This is a genomic window from Ruegeria sp. SCP10 (genome assembly GCF_040329495.1).
In the GTDB taxonomy this organism is placed as follows: Bacteria; Pseudomonadota; Alphaproteobacteria; order Rhodobacterales; family Rhodobacteraceae; genus Ruegeria.
This window is the reverse complement of record NZ_JBDZYF010000003.1, coordinates 214,763-234,673: the sequence shown is the minus strand read 5'-3', so window position 1 is coordinate 234,673 and position 19,911 is coordinate 214,763. Positions and strand designations below refer to the sequence as shown.

The 19,911-nt window shown below is 56.5% G+C and carries 16 protein-coding genes and 1 pseudogene; 8 read left to right on the top strand and 9 right to left on the bottom strand.

Annotated features, from left to right (window positions below):
- Nucleotides 1-17: 17 nt before the first annotated feature.
- From ABLN87_RS10200 to ABLN87_RS10185, 4 genes are all read left to right on the top strand, one after another.
- Complete coding sequence (locus ABLN87_RS10200; RefSeq protein WP_170535418.1) at nt 18-1,256, top strand: TRAP transporter substrate-binding protein; 1,239 nt, start codon at nt 18-20, stop codon at nt 1,254-1,256.
- A 68-nt stretch (nt 1,257-1,324) separates the two neighbouring features.
- A complete protein-coding gene (locus ABLN87_RS10195; RefSeq protein ID WP_353009744.1) occupies nt 1,325-1,990 on the top strand; it encodes a TRAP transporter small permease in 666 nt (221 codons plus the stop codon).
- Nucleotides 1,990-3,348 (top strand): TRAP transporter large permease, encoded by a 1,359-nt coding sequence (locus ABLN87_RS10190; RefSeq protein ID WP_353009741.1) that lies wholly within the window; start codon nt 1,990-1,992, stop codon nt 3,346-3,348. The genes ABLN87_RS10195 and ABLN87_RS10190 overlap by 1 nt, the downstream gene beginning before the upstream one ends.
- 11 nt (nt 3,349-3,359) lie before the next feature.
- Entirely contained in the window at nt 3,360-4,139 is a 780-nt protein-coding gene (locus ABLN87_RS10185; protein WP_353009738.1) for an IclR family transcriptional regulator, read from the top strand.
- A gap of 238 nt (nt 4,140-4,377) precedes the next feature.
- Here the strand turns inward: ABLN87_RS10185 and ABLN87_RS10180 are convergent, their stop codons facing one another.
- Nucleotides 4,378-4,851, bottom strand: a complete 474-nt coding sequence (locus ABLN87_RS10180) for an Lrp/AsnC family transcriptional regulator (RefSeq protein WP_353009735.1) — start codon at nt 4,849-4,851, stop codon at nt 4,378-4,380.
- A gap of 133 nt (nt 4,852-4,984) precedes the next feature.
- On the opposite strand from ABLN87_RS10180, the gene putA reads away from it, so the two are divergent.
- Nucleotides 4,985-8,458 carry a bifunctional proline dehydrogenase/L-glutamate gamma-semialdehyde dehydrogenase PutA gene (putA, locus tag ABLN87_RS10175; RefSeq protein WP_353009733.1) on the top strand — a complete coding sequence of 1,158 codons (3,474 nt, stop codon included), beginning with the start codon at nt 4,985-4,987 and terminating at the stop codon, nt 8,456-8,458.
- Nucleotides 8,459-8,580: 122 nt separating this feature from the next.
- On the opposite strand, the gene ABLN87_RS10170 is transcribed toward putA, so the two are convergent.
- The 6 genes from ABLN87_RS10170 to acnA form a co-directional block, all read right to left on the bottom strand.
- Nucleotides 8,581-10,101: a tripartite tricarboxylate transporter permease gene (locus ABLN87_RS10170; protein ID WP_353009730.1), complete on the bottom strand. Its 1,521-nt coding sequence runs from the start codon at nt 10,099-10,101 to the stop codon at nt 8,581-8,583.
- A gap of 1 nt (nt 10,102) precedes the next feature.
- A complete protein-coding gene (locus tag ABLN87_RS10165) occupies nt 10,103-10,606 on the bottom strand; it encodes a tripartite tricarboxylate transporter TctB family protein (RefSeq protein ID WP_353009728.1) in 504 nt (167 codons plus the stop codon).
- Nucleotides 10,607-10,679: 73 nt separating this feature from the next.
- Nucleotides 10,680-11,666: a tripartite tricarboxylate transporter substrate binding protein gene (locus tag ABLN87_RS10160; protein ID WP_353009726.1), complete on the bottom strand. Its 987-nt coding sequence runs from the start codon at nt 11,664-11,666 to the stop codon at nt 10,680-10,682.
- A gap of 36 nt (nt 11,667-11,702) precedes the next feature.
- Entirely contained in the window at nt 11,703-12,194 is a 492-nt protein-coding gene (gene rraA, locus ABLN87_RS10155; RefSeq protein WP_353009724.1) for a ribonuclease E activity regulator RraA, read from the bottom strand.
- Nucleotides 12,191-13,345 (bottom strand): PrpF domain-containing protein, encoded by a 1,155-nt coding sequence (locus ABLN87_RS10150; protein ID WP_353009722.1) that lies wholly within the window; start codon nt 13,343-13,345, stop codon nt 12,191-12,193. The genes rraA and ABLN87_RS10150 overlap by 4 nt, the downstream gene beginning before the upstream one ends.
- Complete coding sequence (gene acnA, locus ABLN87_RS10145; RefSeq protein WP_353009720.1) at nt 13,345-15,933, bottom strand: aconitate hydratase AcnA; 2,589 nt, start codon at nt 15,931-15,933, stop codon at nt 13,345-13,347. The genes ABLN87_RS10150 and acnA overlap by 1 nt, the downstream gene beginning before the upstream one ends.
- 87 nt (nt 15,934-16,020) lie before the next feature.
- On the opposite strand from acnA, the gene ABLN87_RS10140 reads away from it, so the two are divergent.
- From ABLN87_RS10140 to ABLN87_RS10130, 3 genes and pseudogenes are all read left to right on the top strand, one after another.
- Nucleotides 16,021-16,692 carry an IclR family transcriptional regulator gene (locus tag ABLN87_RS10140; RefSeq protein ID WP_353009717.1) on the top strand — a complete coding sequence of 224 codons (672 nt, stop codon included), beginning with the start codon at nt 16,021-16,023 and terminating at the stop codon, nt 16,690-16,692.
- Nucleotides 16,693-16,793: 101 nt separating this feature from the next.
- A complete protein-coding gene (locus ABLN87_RS10135) occupies nt 16,794-17,666 on the top strand; it encodes an isocitrate lyase/PEP mutase family protein (RefSeq protein WP_353009715.1) in 873 nt (290 codons plus the stop codon).
- 24 nt (nt 17,667-17,690) lie between these two features.
- A pseudogene (locus ABLN87_RS10130) lies at nt 17,691-17,831 on the top strand (hypothetical protein); the annotation flags it as partial.
- Nucleotides 17,832-17,834: 3 nt separating this feature from the next.
- Here ABLN87_RS10130 and ABLN87_RS10125 read toward each other — a convergent pair.
- The gene (locus ABLN87_RS10125; protein WP_353009713.1) at nt 17,835-18,476 is read right to left on the bottom strand and encodes a mandelate racemase/muconate lactonizing enzyme family protein; all 642 of its coding nucleotides are present in this window, start codon (nt 18,474-18,476) and stop codon (nt 17,835-17,837) included.
- 161 nt (nt 18,477-18,637) lie between these two features.
- Nucleotides 18,638-19,888 carry an NAD(P)/FAD-dependent oxidoreductase gene (locus ABLN87_RS10120; RefSeq protein ID WP_353009711.1) on the bottom strand — a complete coding sequence of 417 codons (1,251 nt, stop codon included), beginning with the start codon at nt 19,886-19,888 and terminating at the stop codon, nt 18,638-18,640.
- Between the last annotated feature and the right edge of the window lie 23 nt (nt 19,889-19,911).

Below are 19,911 nucleotides of genomic sequence, written 5' to 3'. Positions count from 1 at the left end.
GATCAGGGAGGTAAGCAATGGAGATTGGTCGGAAACTAAGTGGTATTTCGCGGCGGGATTTCTTCCGTGTGGCCGGACGCTACGGCATGAGCTCGACGCTGCTAGCAGCAGGCGGGTTCGGTGGCGCGATGAGCCTGGCGAATTTGGCGCAAGCCGCTGAATCAACCTATGAAAAGCGCTTTTCAAAAGAACCGAAGCACACGCTGAAATTCGGCGCTTCTGGGTTCAACACCCGCAACCTTCTGATCGAACGCGCCGGAGCCATCGAGTTTGCGCGGGATCTGGAAGAGCGCACGGACGGTGAGATTCGCATTGAGTTCATCGGCGATAACCAAATCTGTGGGCAACTGAGCTGTGTCGAGAAGACCCAGCAAGGAATCGTCGACATCTACGCAGCTTCAACTCAGAACTCCGCAGGTGGCGCGCCCTATCTGAACGTGCTGGACTACGCCTACATGTTCCCCAGCCGCGCGGCGCAGTATCACTTCTTCTACAGCCCCGCGAGCCAGCGCATCCTGCGCGATCCGCTTGAGAAACGGCACGGGCTCAAGTTCCTGTTCACCCATTGCGAGTTGCGTGGTCTGCAAATGGGTTCGAACTTTGCCGACAAACCAACCGTGACCAAGCTGGAAGAACTGTTTGGCACCAAAAACCGTGTAACAGGTACACAGCTGGGCCGGATCGCAATGCAGTTGCTGAATCTGAACCCTGTGCCTGTCGCTTGGGAAGAAACCCTGGACGCGCTTAAAACCGGTCTGATCGACGGAGCGGAAACATGGGCCTCGGCCGTGGCCTACGCCAACATGGCGCCGGTGGTTTCGCAGTCGGTGAACCTGAAGTTCTTCTGCGGCACCGAACACACATCGATGTCTTCGAAGGTCTTCGACAGCCTTGGTGGGGAATTGCAGGATGCGGTTATGGAATCGTCCTACTTCACACAAGCTCTGATTCAAGGCGCCAATGAAGCTGCGCTCTTAAACACAGTCGGGTTCTCCGAGCCGCAACTGCCGAATACGATCTTCGCCGAGAACGGTGTGCGTCCGGCCTTCCTGGCCGATGACCAGATCAAACTGGCCGAGGAAATGTGTGCGCCCAACTACAACCCCGAGCCTTGGGCGCAGTGGCGCGAACGGATCAACAAGTGGGCAGGCGGTATCGACACTTATCAGGAAATCTACGACATCGCGCGCGAGATCCCGGCTGATACCATCGCAGAAAACGTTGAGCCGCGTCGCTGGTGGAGAGGCGAAGCCTAATCTAAGCTCTTCAAGAACCGGCCCGTTTGGGCCGGTTCCACAAAACACCGACTGGGAGGACGGGGCTCATGTCATTTTGGGCAGACATAGGCGCTATCTTTAGCGCTCTTCTCACCTTTGATTCATTCGAGATACAATCTGCACTGGAATCCGACTCGACATGGGTTTTGGGCGCAATCGTCGCGGCCTTGGGTGGGCTTCTCATCATGTGGGTTTACCGGAAAGTGCCCTTTGTCGAACGCCATTTTGAACGGTCCGTGATGGTCTATTCCTACCTGGCGATTGCCTTCATCATCTTCTGGGGCGTGATTGATCGATTTGTGTTCAACGATCAAGAACCCTGGTCAACGACCATTCCGCCCCTGCTGTTCATGGTGATGGCATGGTTCGGTGCCTCCTACAATGTTCGCCTGCGTACACATCTGAGCTTTAGTGAATTCCGCACCTCCATGCCCCGCGGCGGTCAACTAGCCTGCTTGATCCTGGATGCGGTCCTGTGGTTCATCTTTGCAGTGATCGTCATCGTGACCACCACGCGATTGGTGGCACTGTCGGCTTCGAACTTCCAGATTGTCCTGGGGACTGACAACATCATGCAGTGGTGGTTCCTTCTGGCCGCACCGCTTTCGTTCTTTCTGATGGTTGGACGGGTGTTTCAAAATCTCGCCGACGATCTGCACAATTGGAAAACAGGCGAGCCGCTGATCAAGCAGGCCGTGATCGGAGCAGACTGATGACAGATGGAACCATGGTCACACTGATCTCGCTTGGGGTCACCTTCCTGTTCATGCTCGGCGTGCCCGTCCTTCTGGTCATCGGCTACTGGGTCATCGGCTGTTCCTTTGTCCTTGGCCTGACGCTGGACAATATGGGCGCTGAACTTCTGAATGTTTTCAATAAAGGCTTTGCCCTTCTGGCGATGCCCCTCTTCATTCTGACCGGTGACCTGATCAACAAGTCTGGTATCGCCCGAAGGCTTAGCGACTTCGCCTATGCATGTCTCGGATGGATACGCGGCGGGCTTGCGATGGCGTCATTGGGCGCTTGCGGATTGTTCGCCGCAATCTCGGGATCAAATTCCGCAACCACCGCTACTATTGGCTCCATGTTACACCCGGAGATGGTCAAGGGTGGTTATGACGAACGGTTCAGTGCGGCAACCGCTGCGGCGGGCGGCACGGTGGGGATTATCATTCCTCCCTCGATTATCTTCATCGTCTACGGGTTCCTGATGAACCTGCCTATTTCTGAGTTGTTCGTCGCGGGCATCCTGCCCGGCGCGCTGATGGTCTTTGGCATGCAGTTTGCCTGCTGGATCATCTGCCGCATGAACGGCTGGGGCCACTTGATCCCGCTGCAACTGAACCGGGTGCTAAAAACCGCGTTCGGAGCTTGGCTTGGCTTCTTCGCCATCGGCCTGGTGCTGTGGGGCATCTACACTGGCAAATTTTCCCCTACTGAGGCGGCGGGCGTGACCGTAGGTTTCTGCGTCATCGCGGGTCTCGTCAGCTATCCGATCAACCGCATCATGGGCGCGCGAAACGACATTTCACCAACCGAGAAAACCTTTGCTGAGATGTTCGTGGTCGAAGGCTTCACGATTCCGGAAATCCCTTCGATTGTGATCCGATCAGCTCAGATCACAGGTATCCTCGCACCGCTGATCGCAATTTCAGTCGTGATGCAGCAAATCCTGTCTTTGCTTGGCGCGCAGGAAACCATCGGTAACTTCGTAACCTCAATGGGTGGCTATTACGCGGTTCTGTTCACCTCGATGGTAATCGTCTTCTTCTCAGGCATGGTGTTGGAAAGTCTGCCGGTGACGATCATCCTAGCCCCGATCCTGGCTCCGATTGCAGCCTCGGTTGGGATTGATCCGATCCACTTCTCAGTGATCTTCCTGGTCGGCGCGTCCATCGGCTTCATCACACCGCCTTACGGGTTGAACCTGTATGTCGCTTCGGGTGTGACCGGAGTGCCCTATTTCCGGCTGCTCAGATACACCGTGCCTTATCTGGTATCTTTGCTGTCGGTATGGATTCTGGTTTCGCTTGTGCCCGATCTGGCCTTGATCCTGCTGCCAAATAACTAGACTGTTGCGGGATGGCCCTGACGGAAACACAAGAAAAAGAAACTCAGATCCCGACCAACTTGCGCCTTCTCCTCATACTAGAGGAGGTGGCGCGGCGCGGGGTCGCCGTTAAACCATCTGATCTTATCGACGCATTGGGATTGGCGAAACCAACGGTCCACCGTTTGCTGCAAACCGCCGAGGCTGAAGGTTTCCTGCAACGCGATCTGGATGGCCGCTCATACGGCCCCGGCCACCGGCTAAGGTTGCTTTCAGTCAATACGATGTCTTCCGAGTACCTGCGTACAGCGCGTCTGGCGATCTTGCGCAGCGTGGCCGAACAGGTGGGTGAGACCTGCAATCTCGCCACCCCGGACCGTGAAGGTATGATCTATCTGGACCGGGTCGAAACCAAATGGCCATTGCGCATTCAATTGCCCGTCGGTACACAAGTGCCCTTTCATTGCACCGCCAGTGGCAAGATGTACCTGTCCACATTGCGGCAAAAAACACTGGATGGCTTTCTTTCCGCCGGCAATCTGCAACCCCAGACCGAACGCTCTTTGACCGACCCCGACGCTTTACGCACAGAAATCCAACGTGTCGCCGACAACAGGTACTCCACTGATGATGAAGAGTTCATGACCGGGATGACCGCTCTTGCGGTGCCTGTTCAGGATAGGCAGGACAGGTTGGTTGCAACACTTTCCGTTCATGCGCCAACTCAGCGTCATGACGTAGAAAGTCTGATGTCTTTCTTGCAGATTTTGCAAAAGGGCGCGGCTGATCTTTCGGCGCTTCTGGCGGAATGATCCGTTTCGCAAACACCCATCACGACGCCAGTTGGTCTGCTGATTTGTCAACGTGAAACGCTGATGGCCCTGATCCACCGATCTGATACGGTGCTGAGCAATCGCCGCAATCGATGAGCAAAAAGACCATCTGTGTGAGTTTCATCATCTTCTTCTGACAAACCGCCTCAAACGCCAGCAAATCGTAAAATTTCAAAGCCACATATCACATGTACCAACCTCGCGTTTAAAGCTGTGCCTAAAATGTTTCGCTGTCTTTGACAGATTGCATTGAGACATGGGTCGACGTGCTGGCGACGTTAGGCAGAGACGAGATGGTTTTTCCCAGCACCTCGCGAAATGTCCTCATGTTCGATGTACGGATCTTGATCAAATAATCGAATGCCCCCGCAATCATATGGCACTGTTCAACCTCCGGTACCTTGCGAACCGCTGCATTGAAAGCGGACAAAGCGGGCTCGGTCGTGTCGGACAGCTTGACCTCGACAAAGGCCACTTGCTCCAGGTCCATCTTGGCCGGATTGATGACGGCCTGAAAGCCAAGGATGGTCTCATCTTCCTGCAAGCGTTTCAGCCTGATCTGGCATGGGGTTTTTGATAAGCCAACCCGCACAGACAACTCTGTAACAGGTATCCTGCCTTCCCGCGCAAGAATCGCAATGATCGCACGATCGTAACGATCTAGTTGCCTATCTTTATCAATTTTTGTCATCATCACGCCTGCGAAATTTGTACTATTTAGCTAATTCTTCTATCTTTTGTCCCTTCTTTAGGCAACACGAATTCCAAAACTCTGGTACCCTGCGCGGCAAGCGTCAAAGCGCAAAGAACTCAGGAGAGCTGCAATGTCAGAGTTGGCTACAATCAGGAACCGAATTCGCCAGAACCATTTGCGTGACGAATCCGAGGTTCTGAGAGAACTCACCCAAGCGGCTGAACTGACAGCGTCTGATCGTGCAGCGGCGCGCAACCGTGCAGTCGCTTTGGTGAAATCGATCAGGGCAGACGACAAACCCGGCTTGATGGAGGTCTTTCTGGCCGAATACGGCCTGTCCACCAGCGAAGGCGTTGCCCTGATGTGTCTGGCCGAGGCGCTGTTACGCGTGCCGGATGCAGATACGATCGACGCTCTGATCGAAGACAAAATTGCACCTTCGGCCTGGGGTCAGCACCTTGGCAACTCCTCTTCCTCACTAGTCAACGCGTCGACATGGGCGTTGATGCTGACCGGCAAGGTTCTTCAGGAAGGCAGCGGCCTTGTTGCGACCTTGAAAGGCGCCGTCAAACGCCTGGGTGAGCCGGTGATCCGCGCGGCTGTCGGGCGCGCGATGAAAGAAATGGGGGCTCAATTCGTTCTGGGCCAAACCATCGAAGAGGCGGTCAAGCGCGGCGAGAAGAAGGAAGCGCAGGGTTACACCTATTCTTACGATATGCTGGGTGAGGCCGCGCTGACGGCAGCAGATGCAAAGGTGTTCTTCGTCGCCTATCGGGAGGCCATTGCCGCTCTGGCCCAGGAATGCCGTTCCAAGGATATTCGCGACAACCCGGGCATTTCGATTAAGCTGTCCGCGCTACACCCTCGCTATGAAGTCGGTCAGAAAGACCGGGTCATGGCCGAGCTGGTGCCGCTGACGCTGAAGCTTGCGCAACAGGCAAAAGACGCAGGCATGGGCCTGAATATCGACGCGGAAGAGGCGGACAGGCTCGACCTGTCGCTTGACGTGATCGAAGCCGTTCTGCGTGATCCATCGCTGGCAGGCTGGAATGGCTTTGGGGTTGTGGTTCAGGCCTACGGAAAACGTGCGTCGCATGTTCTGGACTGGCTGAACGCGCTGGCCACCGAACTTGATCGCAAGATCATGGTGCGTCTGGTCAAAGGTGCCTATTGGGATACCGAAATCAAACGGGCACAGGTCGAAGGGCTTGGCGGTTTCCCCCTATTCACCCGAAAAGCAGCAACTGACGTATCCTATATCTGTTGCGCCAAGAAACTGCTTGAGATGACAGATCGCATCTATCCGCAATTTGCCACGCACAATGCGCATTCGGTCGCTGCCATTCTGGAAATGGCTGACGATAAGCGCGCGTTTGAGTTCCAGCGCCTGCATGGCATGGGGGATTCACTACACGATCTGGTGCTGGAAGGCGAAGGCACACGCTGCCGGATTTACGCTCCGGTTGGCGCGCATCGCGATCTTCTGGCCTATCTGGTCCGCAGGTTGCTGGAAAACGGCGCGAACTCTTCCTTCGTGAACCAGATCGTAGATGAGGCTGTTCCAGCCGAGGCCATCGCCACCGATCCGTTCGAAACAATTGCCACCCCCGACCGCAACTCATCTGTGCTGATGCCGGATGCTCTGTACGGGACCGAACGCCCGAACTCGCGCGGTTGGGATTTGCATGACACAATCGATCTGGCAGAGATTGAACAGGCCCGTACCCCCTTCCAAAACACCGTTTGGAATGTCGGCCCAATCATCGAAGGTGAAGTCATCGGTGACCGCGTTCTTGACGTAATCAACCCTGCAGATCACTCGGACAAGCTGGGAACTGCAAAGCAGGCCGCTGCAGAAGATATGGAAACCGCGCTGAGCGCGGCGAAAGCCTGGAGCGCAGATGCCCAAACGCGGGCGGATTTTCTGAACAAGACTGCGGATCTTTACGAGGAGAACTTCGGCGAAATCTTCGCAGCCCTGACCCGAGAAGCTGGTAAAACGCCGATGGACGCCATTGCCGAGCTGCGCGAAGCCGTCGATTTCCTGCGCTACTATGCAGCGCGCGCATTGGAGCTCAATCGCCCGGCGCGCGGTGTGATCGCGTGTATTTCGCCCTGGAACTTTCCTCTGGCGATTTTCTCGGGCCAAATTGCGGCGGCACTTGCAGCAGGTAATGGCGTGATTGCAAAACCCGCCGAACCGACGGCAATCATCGCCTCAATCGGAGTTCGCTTGATGCATCAGGCGGGTGTGCCTATCAGCAGTCTGCAACTGATCCCCGGCCGTGGTTCCGTTGTCGGCGCCAAAATGACGTCTGACCCCCGGGTCAACGGCGTGTGCTTTACAGGCTCGACCTTCACGGCCCAAACCATCAACCGCGCAATGAGCCAAGAGATCGAACCCAGCGCGCCGCTGATCGCGGAAACTGGCGGGTTGAACGCAATGATCGTCGACTCTACGGCGCTGCCCGAGCAAGCGATCAAGGACATCGTCGCATCGGCGTTCCAATCCGCTGGTCAGCGCTGTTCGGCCCTGCGTATCCTATACGTTCAGGAAGATGTCGCAGATACGGTTCTGGAAATGCTCTACGGCGCGATGGACGAATTGGTCATCGGCAACCCATGGGACATGCGCACGGATGTCGGCCCAGTCATCGAGAGTGGTGCTCAGAAAGAAATCCTGGACTATATTGAGGTTGCACGCAGTCAGGGCCGCGTCCTCAAACAGCTTGCTGTTCCCGACACAGGCACATTTGTGCCGCCCACCGTTCTGCGCGTTTCGGGTATCGGCGACATGGAAAAAGAGGTCTTTGGCCCGGTCATGCATGTGGCGACCTTCAAAGCATCCGAGATGGACAAGGTTGTCGATGCGATCAACCAAACCGGGTTCGGACTGACCTTTGGCATGCATTCGCGGATCGATGACCGGATCGAGCAGGTCACATCGCGTGTGAACGCAGGCAACATGTATATCAACCGCAACCAGATTGGGGCCATCGTCGGGTCGCAACCTTTCGGGGGCGAGGGTCTTTCGGGAACCGGGCCAAAAGCAGGCGGCCCCTCTTATGTGAAGCGCTTTACCCAAGGCACCACCAGCCAGCTTCCAGCCGAAACCGGGACCATGGCGTCGCTGGCCGATGTTCAGAGGGTGATTGACGCAACAGCGGCCCCTGAAAGGCTGGCACTCAGTACTTATGAGTTGCCAGGACCAACCGGAGAATCCAACGTTCTGTCGACCTATGGCCGTGGTAAGGTTCTGTGCTTGGGGCCAAATCTTGTTGCAGCGCAGCAGCAGGCGTCGATTGTACGCGCACATGGCTGCGTTTCAATCACTGTCGCGCCTGGGGCACAAGGCAGCGGCGCAATAGACGGTGTACTGGACCCGGCTTCTCTTACCGCGCTCCGTGGCTTTGACCTCATCGTTTACTGGGGATCAGAGGCTGAACAGCGTGCCATCAGAAAAGCGCTGGCAGATCGCGACGGCGCCCTTATCCCGTTGGCTACTGAGAGCGATTTCGGCGAACGCTGCGTAATGGAGCGCCACGTCTGTGTCGACACCACGGCCGCAGGCGGCAATGCAAGCCTACTTGCAGAGGCCAGCTGATGTTTGTGTTCTCAGGCGGCTAAAGCTGCGGCAATGCTTGACAAAGACGATAGATAATCACACGCCAGACCTAACTCTGTCTGGCGCGTGATCCGCGATACCCACAACACCAAGGTTGAACATCAGTCGCCGTCAGCAACCCCTTTGGCGCGCGCAACGGCCCGACGCTGGCGGTAGCTTGGAAGCAAAACCAATATGACAGCGATCGCCAGAAGCCCTAAAGTCATCGGCCGCTCCCAAATAAAGCCCATGCCATCATAAAGCTGCATCGCCCGCGAAAAGTTGTTTTCAAGCAGCGGCCCAAGGATGAACCCGATCAGCAGCGGTGCCAGCGGATAGTCTGCAAAGCGCAAGATCGTCGCGCAGACACCGAAGCCGACCAGTATCAGCAACTCTGTCGCGTTGTTCTGACCGATATACGCCCCCATGAGCGTAAAGAACAAAATGAAGGGGATCAGGAAATTGCGCGGCACCGCCAAGACCTTGGCGATGTAAGGGATCAGCGGCAGGTTCAGGATCAGCAGTACCAGATTGCCCAGATACATCGAAATGATCACGGCCCAGAAAATCTGTGGTTCATCGATCATCAGCCGTGGACCCGGGCTGACATTCAAGGCGATCAGAGCCCCAAGCAGAATCGCGGTTGTGCCCGACCCGGGAATACCCAGCGTCAACAAAGGCACAAACGATCCGGTACAGGCGGCATTGTTTGCACTTTCCGGTGCGGCAATGCCTTTGATCTCACCCTTGCCAAAGCGTTCTTGTTCTTCCTTTGGTGCAATATTCCGTTCGACCGCATACCCAAGAAACGAGGCAATGGTCGCGCCTGCCCCTGGCAAGACGCCAATAAAGAAGCCTTGAATTGATTGGCGTCCAATCACCGGTGCAATCTTCTTGGCCTCTTCCCGGTCGATGCGCAGATTGCTGATCTTGCCGCTGTCACCATCGCCGGTTTTGGACCGATTGGGATCAAGCACCAGGTAAATCGCCTCGGGCAAGGCAAACATGGCCATCGCAAGCGTAATGAAGCCAAAGCCCGATTGCAGGTCCATGATCCCCATGGTGAAACGCGGCGCATTGAACAGAACACCTTCGCCCACCGTGGCCATGATCAGACCTAAAAACGTCATCAACAACGCTTTGCCAACCTGCCCAGTACCGGCAAATGCTGCAATGGCGGACAAGCCGACGACCATTAGCGCAAAATACTCTGAGGAATGGAACAGCAACGCCACCGAGGCCAAAGCTGGGGCAAAGACCATCAACAACACCGCCCCAATCGTACCACCCGCAAAGGATGAGATCGCGGCAACGGTCAGCGCCTTACCCGCTTGGCCCGAACGAGCCAGCGGATAGCCATCGAAACTGGTGGCCACTGTCGATGCCACCCCCGGCGCGTTGATCAAGATTGATGAAGTCGAGCCACCAAAGACTGCGCCGTAATAAACCCCTGCCAGAAGGATCAGTGCCGCTGACGGGTCGCCGATCGTGATCGCGACCGGGATCATGATCGCAATGATCGACATCGGCCCCAAACCCGGCAACATGCCAATGAAGGTTCCGATCAAACACCCACCGATCACCATCAGGATGTTTGTGAGTGTAAAGGCCGTTGCGAGGCCTGTCATAAGTCCCTCAAGCATATCAGCCTCCGTTTGCCATAGCGGTCAGAAATCCGGGGAACGGGCTCAGGAAAATCCCAAGCACCACATCGACAAGATACCAGACAACACCGGCAGCGACGCCGCCGACAACAGCCATCAGAACGTATCGCCGTTCCCCCAGTATGAAACTGCCAATGCTTAGAAACAGGAAGGTCGACGCCAAAAATCCCAAAGGGCGCAGCATAAGCGCATAGGCGACCATCAGCGCCAGTAACATCACAGCCTGGCCGACCTTGTATTCATGCAATTTCGCAAGGTTGATATCTGCGGGTTTTTCTTTCTCGGGCGTCTTTTCCAAACCCAAAATGATCGAAAGGGCCATCAAAATGGCACCGATAACCAGGACCTTGGGGAAGCTCGATGGCCATATCGGGCTGCGCCGCATGATCGGCGGCAGCAAATCATCCATGGTAAAAAAAGCCGCATAGCCATAGGCCAAACAGATCAAAAGAATGACAAGCGCAATCCAGCGATCCAGTGCCATTTCATCCCCTCCCCAAATTGCCTGAGGCGCCCGGCTTAGGGCCGGACGCCTGTCTTAGCTGTGAACAGTCGACTTAGAGGAAGCCAAGCTTCTTCATCAGATCCCCGATTTCCTGTTCCTGCTGTTCCAGGAAGGTGCGGAAGTCATCACCGTTGTTGTGTATGTCGACCCAGCCGTTGCGATCACGAACTTCCACCCACTCCGGCGTACCGTACATCTGGGTCAAAGCGTCCTGATAAGCCGCCAGCTTGTCGTCAGGCAGACCAGGGGCCGCGAAGAACCCACGCCAGTTGACGAACGCGGTGTCATTGCCCTGCTCTTTCATGGTTGGAGCATCTGGATATGCGTCCACTCGATCATCCGAGGTCACGCCAATGATGCGTACCTCACCGGCCTTGGCCAGTTCGACCGCTTCGGAGAAGCCGGTTGAGACTGCCTGAACTTCGCCCGACAGCAGGCCTGCCATGGTGGCACCACCGCCATCATACGGGACGTATTTCATGGCCACTGGATCAGCGCCCGCCGCCTGGAAAACCATGGCTGCAACCAAATGGTCCATCCCGCCGGGAACCGATCCGCCACCAACGGCTGTCGAATTTGGATCAGCATTGAACGCTTCGATCAGCCCGTTCAGGTCCTGAATTGGCCCGTCCGCAGCAACCACCAGCGCCGCATAGTCACCGATCGTTCCGGCCACAAGCGTCAGATCGCGGAAGTTCTGTGGGAACACGCCTGTCAGCGACCGGATCACGATGGGCGTTGAGTTGACCATCAAGGTGCCATGATTGCTGTCTGCGTTCTCGATCAGATAGCCGATGGCCTTACCGCCACCACCGCCGGACATATTCTCGTAGCTCGCAGTTCCGACCAGCCCTGACTTTGTCAGTGCCTCGCCAGTACCGCGGGCTGTCCCGTCCCAGCCGCCACCAGCGCCACCAGGAATGAGAAAGTGAATGCTGTCCACGACTTCCTGCGCTTGTACAAGCGTCGGCATCCCCAGCGACATCGCTGCCACCGCAGCAGCCGCAAAGGTCCGGCGTGTAAGTTGAAATTTTGCCATTGTTTCCTCCCATTGGTTGGCATTTCGTTATCTTTGTTAGATCGGATTCTGTGCCACCAGAATTCCGTCTTGATCACAGTAGATGTACTGCCCCGGCTCAAACAGCGTTCCTCCGAAGGCGACGGGAACATCGATTGCCCCAATGCCGCTTTTGCCTGATCGAACCGGCGTTGTACCAAGCGCTTTGATCCCAAGGTCAAGACGCGCAAGACGTTCACTGTCACGAACCACCCCGTTTATGACGATCCCAGACCATCCGTTGGCAATCAGCCGTTCTGCCATCATATCTCCCAGCAATGCCGTGCGCAGTGATCCGCCGCCATCCAGAACAATGACACCGCCATTTCCCTGCAAAGTAAAGAGTTTCTCTTGAACCAACTTGGTATCTTCAGCCGTGACTGCGGTGTGGATACGCCCCGCAAAGCTTCTTTTTGCTCCATAATCCATGAACTGTTGTCGCACCGGGCAGAGCGTGTTGGGATGCGCATCGCTCAGGTCTGCTGTGGGTTTATCATTCGCATTGATCAAAGCGCACCCTCCGCCAATTCGGCCGGATACAGCACCGCACCTTCCATAAGGCGCCTTTGGGTGCGGAATGTCCCTGCAGATATCGCCATGGGTCCTGTGGGGCCGGTTTCGACATTGGCGATTGTCGGCAAATTACCCGACGGGTTGCCTATGCGCAGGTCCTGAGTTGCGGGTTGCGCGATCTTTTGCACCAGCGTGCCCGGTATCTGGGCAGCGACTGCAGCGCACATCGCTCCGGTCAATGTAATGGCACGATGAAAATTCCCCATCGAGACAAGCCGTACATTCACGTCATGGCTGCCCGGTCCATGCGCACGTCCATCAAGGGCCGTGAATGCTTTCGGGGCACCAAGCATGGCGACCTTCGGGCTTGAGCGTTTCACGTCTCCAACAGATGAGGCCATCCCCATCGCCACAGCCCCCGCTGCACGAATTTGTTCTATCAGCGCCATGAATTCAGGATCACCATCCAAATCCTGCGGAGGTTCAGTGGCCGTTTTGTTCAGATCCGCAGCACGGAAAAACACCACCGGATTAGCGGCATCGATCAAAGAGACCTCAAGCGCCCCGAACCCATCAATCTGAAGAACATCAACACCATTGCCAGTTGGCAGCAGCGTCCCGGTACCCGCGCCACCGGGGGCCAGAAAGTCTATTGTTACCTTTGCCCCAGCCCCGGACACACCGGGAATCTCAAACGAGCCGTCTTCCACAGGGTGACCATCGCACACGGGAAAACGCGCGTGATAAATACTGTCGGTATTGGTGCTGTAGATGCGAACAAGCGCTTCGTTTTGATCCGCTGCAACCGGAACCATCCCTTCCTCAACCGCGAAGGGCCCGACACAGGATGACATGTTTCCGCAGGCCGAGCCATAATCGGCAACCGGCTCATCCACCGCAATTTGTACGAAGGTGTACTCCACATCCGCATCGTCCCGGCTCGACGGTTCAACAATCACCACTTTGGACAGCGAAGAAAGCCCCCCGCCCATTCCGTTCAACTGCCGGCCATAGGGGTCCGGGCTACCCAGGACGTGCAGGAATATGCGATTGCGCACCGACTGATCCTTGGGCAAATCTGCACCGTTGAACACAACCGCCTTCGAGGTCCCGCCCCGATAGAATGCCGCCCGCAACCGCTCTGCCATCAGGCAGCCCCCGCCAGAAACCCGCGAAACGCCCGCGGCAACAACCCGCCCTCGGCAAAGGTCGCGCGCTCACCGTCATTATAGAGCCGAAGGTCCAGCGGCGTGGTTTGGGTATGACCATCCTTTCGATGGATGGTCAGAGAGGCTGTGGTGAGGTCCTCACTGAAATCGATATCAAAGGTCTCGGACCCGTCCAGTTGCAGGCTTTTGCGGTCTACACCTTCCGGGAAACACAGCGGCGCGATCCCCATATTCACAAGATTCGAGCGGTGAATACGCTCGAAACTTTCTGCGATGACGGCACGAATGCCAGCCAACCACGGGGCTTTGGCCGCTGTGTCCCGGGAGGAGCCGCAGCCATATTCCTTGCCCCCGATCACAACGAGTTCCTGACCCCGGTCCAGATAGGTTTCAATCGCCTTGAAAATCGATGTCACCTGCCCCCCGGGCTCGACCCTGGTCCAGGACCCTTCTTGGTCAGGGGTCATTTCATTGCGCAGGCGATAGTTCGCGAATGTCGAGCGAATAACAACGTCAGAACAACCGCGTCGGGTTCCGAAAGAATTAAAGTCGCGTTGCGCGACGCCATGTGCCTGCAAAAACTGGCCCGCTTCTGACTCGGGCGTGATGATACCCGAAGGCGAAATATGGTCGGTTGTCACGCTATCGCCCAGAATGGCCAAAGGGCGCAAATCCCGCAGAGGTTCAAGCCCAATCTTCTTGGGGCTGATGTCTTTTACGAAAGGCGGGAAAGAGACATAGGTCGAAGGCTCCCATGCATAGGTCCCTGCCCCAACATCCATGGCATTCCACCGATCGTTGACATCCCCGATGGCCGCGTAATTGTCGCGGAATTCTTCAGGCGTCACATAGGTCTCTACAATCCGCGTCACCTCATCCGCCGAGGGCCACAAATCATCCAGCATCACGGGGTTGCCATCTTGATCGGTTCCCAGCGGTTCGGTTGTGATGTCTTTCAGGATCGTTCCCATCAACGCATACGCCACGACCAGAGGCGGCGAGGCGATCATGTTTCGCGATGCAAGCGGATGAATCCGCCCGGCAAAATTCCGGTTTCCTGACAAGACCGCAATACCTTTGACATCATGTGCCTTGATCGCCTCTTCATGCGCGGGTTCAAGGGGGCCGGACATTCCGTTGCAGGTCGAGCAGGAAAAGGCGGCAACCTCAAAGCCAAGCGCATCAAGAGGATCTTGCAGGCCGCTTTCAGACAGGTATTTGGCCACTACGCGCGAGCCCGGCGCCAAGGAGGTTTTGACATGCGGTTTAACAGTCAACCCACGCGCTACTGCGTTGCGGGCGACAAGACCAGCCAAAACCATGTTTCGAGGGTTCGCTGTGTTGGTGCAGCTGGTAATAGCCGCGATGATCACATCACCATCGCCAATGTCATGATCCGCGTTGGGCACGGGCACTCTGCGTTCGACCTCACCTTCGAAGCTCAGGCGGTCCGTTGCAGCCGAGAGGTCGATCCGCTGTTCGGGGCGCGACGGGCCAGAAACCGAGCGGCCAATCTGATTGAGATTGAGTTCGACAACCTGCTCATAGTCAACCGAAGCATCCATACCTTCGACCCATAGGTTCTGCTCTTGGCAATACAGCTCGGCCAGTTTGGCGCTGTCGTTGCGGCCAGTCTGACGCAGATATCCGATTGTACGCTCATCCACAGGGCAGAATACCATGGTCGAGCCATATTCCGGGGCCATATTGGCAATGGTGGCACGGTCGGCCACACTCAGTTCAGCATAGCCGCTGCCGAACAGTTCAACGAAGGTGTCAACCACCCCAATCGCGCGCAGCTTCTCGGCGATGACCAGCGCAATATCCGTGGCGGTTACATGGTCTGACAGCTTACCCGTGACCTCAAGCCCGATTACGCGAGGCACGTTGACCGGCGTGGTTTCACCGAACAGCAACGCCTCGGCCTCGAGCCCGCCAATACCCCAGCCCATGATCCCAAGCGCGTTGATCATTGGGGTATGGCTGTCAGTGCCCAGGCTAGAATCCGGGATCAGTATATCCGGGTTCTCATTGGACGGCAGAACCGTCTGCCCAAGATATTCAAGGTTGACCTGGTGGCAAATGCCCCCTCCAGGTGGGATAACCCGCAGCTTTGGGAACCTCGCCTCACAGGCTTTCAGAAACGCAAAGCGTTCGCGGTTCACCTCAAACTCGCGATCCATGTTCTTGGTCAGCGCAAGCTTTTCAGCCCAATGATTGATGGACATGGAATGATCGATCACCAAATCGACCGGCAAACTCATATCAACCACGTTCGGGTCGCCACCCACCTCTTCCAAACGGTTGCGCATGGCCATGATATCGATCAGCGCGGGAATACCCAGCATGTCATGCAGCAACAGGCGTGCAGGGCGAAACGGAACCGCATCCCCGGCCCGCGCGAGTACGTCCAGCGCCGCTGAACCACCCTCGGAATGACGCGCTGCATTCTCAGCCAAGACCCGCAACGAATAGGGAAGCGTCCGATAGTCGCGCCCCAGCAAGGCACAATAATCCACGGCCCGGAACGACGTATTGGCGATTGGTTTGTGTATAGCGTCTGTCACGGTGGCCTCCAGAATTGCCACCAAGCTAGACAATACCAAAGAGATACAGCAAGGTTGATCCAGTACTGTTTCACCTGACAGAACGCCATGCCATCGAACAGAACGGAATCCGTCGAGCGCGCCATGTCAATCCTAAGCGCGTTTTCGACCCAGCACCCCATCATGTCTCTGGCCGAGTTGGCCGAGGAAACCGGGCTGCACAAAAGCACCATCCTGCGCATAACAAATTCCATGAGCATCTATGGTTTCATCCAGCGTGACGAGGACGGCCGGTTCAGTGTGGGGCCCAGTGTCTGGCGGCTTGGGTTGATTTTCCGGCGTGATTTCACCAAGCGCGAACATGTCGCCCCATCCCTGAAAATCCTGACTGAAGCGACGGGAGAAACCGCCTCTTTCTATGTGCGTTCTGGCAATGAACGCATTTGTTTATATAGAGAAAACTCACCAAACCTACTGCGCTTTCATGTCGAAGAAGGCATGCGCCTGCAATTGTCGACTGGGGCCTCAGGGCTGGTGCTGCGACACTTCTCGGGCGAGGATGTTGGTGACCTGGCGAAGTTCAACAAAAACGGCACAGCCAGTTCCGAGGGCCAAACCAACCCAAACATCTCATCTGTGGCCACTCCGGTCTTCGATGCCGAGGGGCATCTAATCGGCGCACTGACGGTCTCGGGTCTGGCCAACAGGTTCGACGCCGAAACAAGGGCAAACACGATCCCTTTGCTTGAAAGTCTGGCGCGTAGTCTGACCACAAGTTGACGGATGCATTTCACCAGGCAGAACGTAAGGTCGCTCAACTTGCTACATTAACCGGGCTTCGATAGGCATTCGGGTAACCCCACAAGCCGGAGGGCGCGCCGATGATGAACCATGAGATCAACAAAGCATTCCGCGAACGCCTGAACACAGGCAAAGCGGTTCTGATGCCCGGTGCAGCCAACGCCCTGGCCGCGCGCGTCATTGATCAGTTGGGATTTGAGGCAGTGTATATTTCGGGTGCGGGCTTGACTAACACCAATCTGGGCATGCCTGATCTGGGCTTTATCTCACTCCCCGAAATTGCGCAGCATACATCGGCCATTCGCAACAGCACGGAACTACCCATCGTGGTTGATGCAGATACCGGGTTCGGCAATGCTCTGAACGTGCATCACACCGTGCGCACATTGGAGCGTGCAGGCGCCAGTGCCATTCAGCTGGAGGATCAGGTCAATCCAAAACGGTGCGGCCATTTCACGGGCAAGCATGTTGTCGAACTGGTCGAAGCGCGCAGCCGGATCAAGGCCGCCGTGGACGCGCGTCAGGATCCAAATTTCCTTGTGGTTGCCCGCACGGATGCCTGCGCGACACAAGGGTTCGATGCAGCGATCGAACGCGCCCAGGCTTTTATCGAAGACGGAGCCGACATCACATTTGTCGAAGCGCCCCAAAGCATGGAAGATATTCACAGTATCCCCAGACGTTTGAATGGCACTCCGCAATTGATCAACCTGGTTGTTGGCGGCAAAACCCCAATCATCGATTTTTCCACACTGGACGAGATGGGGTTTGGCCTTGTGCTTTACGCCAATGTCGCGTTGCAGGGTGCATTGAAAGGCATGCATGATGCGCTGTCTTTTCTGAAAACAGATGGTCGGATGGATGAAAGCGGACCAGTCGCCAGCTTTGAGGTGCGTCAGGGTGCTGTTCAGAAAGCCTACTATGACGAAATGGAGAAGCGATATATGGAGTGACGTTTGGTACTCCGGTCGCCGACCATGTATTTGACTACAGCGAGCTGCAAGCGTGGTCCTGAACACACAGCAAAACAAGATTGGGTGACAGAGAGCGAAGCCGAAAACAAAGTAGCTGAGTTTCGCCAGCGGCAGCCGGGATACATCTGCGACAGCTTTGATACGATCTCAGCCGCCGGTGCCAATGTCGCCATGTGCCACTACGCGACTGACCCGAACAATGCTGTTCCTATTCTGCCGGACGGACCCTACAGTGCGCCGACGGATCGAGGCGCATTCCTCATAGGTCAGACAAGGCTGTTCTACATAGACATCCAGATTGGAAATCGCCCCCACCACGCGCACGGCTTGATGCCCGGTCCAGCCGGTAGTGGCATCCGCCACCAACAGGTCTATCTTTCTCAGAACCGCGCGGGTGGCATGGATGCGGTCAATATCCTCATCGGCCGCGCCGCCAACTTTCAGTTGGAACTTGGTATAGCCTTCAGCGGCATGGCCTTCGATCTTTCTGGCCATCAGGTCGGGCGCGTTCTGACTGATGGCGCGAAACAGTACCACGTCGCCCTGAGCCGCACCCCCGAGAAGGGCATATAGCGGTTGACCCGTGGCCTTGCCCAACAAATCCCAACACGCAATGTCGACCGGCGCCTTGGCATAAGGATGGCCGCGCAAAGCGGCATCTATAGTGCGGTTGATCAGCCCGATATTCAGTGGGTCTTGCCCGATCTGAAGCGGGGCCAGTTCGGCCAACCCCGCCAGGACCCCAAAAAAGCGAATGATGGCGAATATGCCGAACCCAACGGGCAGCATTCGGCATATCCGCTCAGACCTTCATCTGTGATGACCTCCAGGACGGTGCTGTCAAAGACCTCGACAAAGTTACCATTGGACCAGCTATACCGACCCTCTTTCAGCGGCAGATCCTGCTGATAGACATTCATTCCGGTGATCTTCATCGGTCATCCTCCAGACTAGAAACGCGTCGAGGCATAGGGCGCCGTGTCTATATCCGGCTCGTTACCCACGGCCAGATCAGCGATCAGCTCGGCTGTGCCCGCCGATTGGGTCAGCCCCAGATGGCCATGCCCAAAGCCATACAGAACCTGCGGAGAACGGGCCGAACGATCAATGACCGGAAGGCTGTCAGGCAGCGACGGGCGAAAACCCATCCATTGCGTGCCACCGTCTGTGTTCAAGCCCGGCATGAAGCGTTTTGCCTTATTCAGCAACGTATCAGCCCGCTTGAAGTTGGGCGCCAGTTGAAGCCCTCCCAGCTCGACCGCACCACCAACGCGCACACCGCCATTGATGCGCGAGACAACAAAGCCATGCCCGCCAAAGGTCAGATGAGTCCGCAGATCAAAGGCCCCTTTGGGTAGGGTCGTGTTGTATCCGCGCTCGGTCTCCAACGGGATGCGGTCTCCCAAGGTTGCAGCCAATCGGTGCGACCATGCGCCCGCACAGACAACGACTTGTTTCGCAGTCAACTCCCCCGTGCTGGTCGTTACCCTTGCTCCGGCTTCAATGGGTATCAGCGCAGAAACATCCGCAATCTCGATTTGCCCTCCGCGCGATGTGAACTGCTTGGCCAAATGGGTGGTCCATTGAGCGGGGTCTATGGTGTTCAACCAGGTCGGCGTGAACCCTGCATGGGTGAACCTGCGATCCAGACCCGGCTGAATCTCGGCGATCGCCTCTGGGCCCTCAAGCAGGTCAAATGGAATCCCATGGTCCTTGCGCAGCTCCCAGGTGAGTAGGCTGGCTCGAAACTCGGCCTCGCTTTCGAACAACTGCAATTGGCCGTCGCGCTGAATGAATGCCTCGCCCTTCACGTCCGCGATCTGACGCTCCAAAGCGGCACGACAGTGGTTCATCAACTCTGCCTGCGCATTTAGCGACGCGATGTAACGATCCCGCCAGCTGGCCCGCCAAAACCGCAGCATCCATGGAACTATGTTCAGCGCGTAGGAAGGCGGGATCGACAACGGCCCAAGCGGGTCAATCAGCCATTTCGGCGCCTTGCGCATGATCCCCGGCGTGGCCAGCGGCTCGATTTCAGTAAAAGCAAACGCCCCGGCATTGCCTTGCGAGGCCCCTGCCGCCACCCCTTCCCGATCCAGCACCAACACCTGTTTGCCGCGTTTTTGCAATGCCAGTGCCGTGCTGATCCCGATCAGGCCTGCTCCGATCACAATAATATCCGGTTGAATGCTAGACTGCATGGTTGAGTGCTTTCACATTGCGT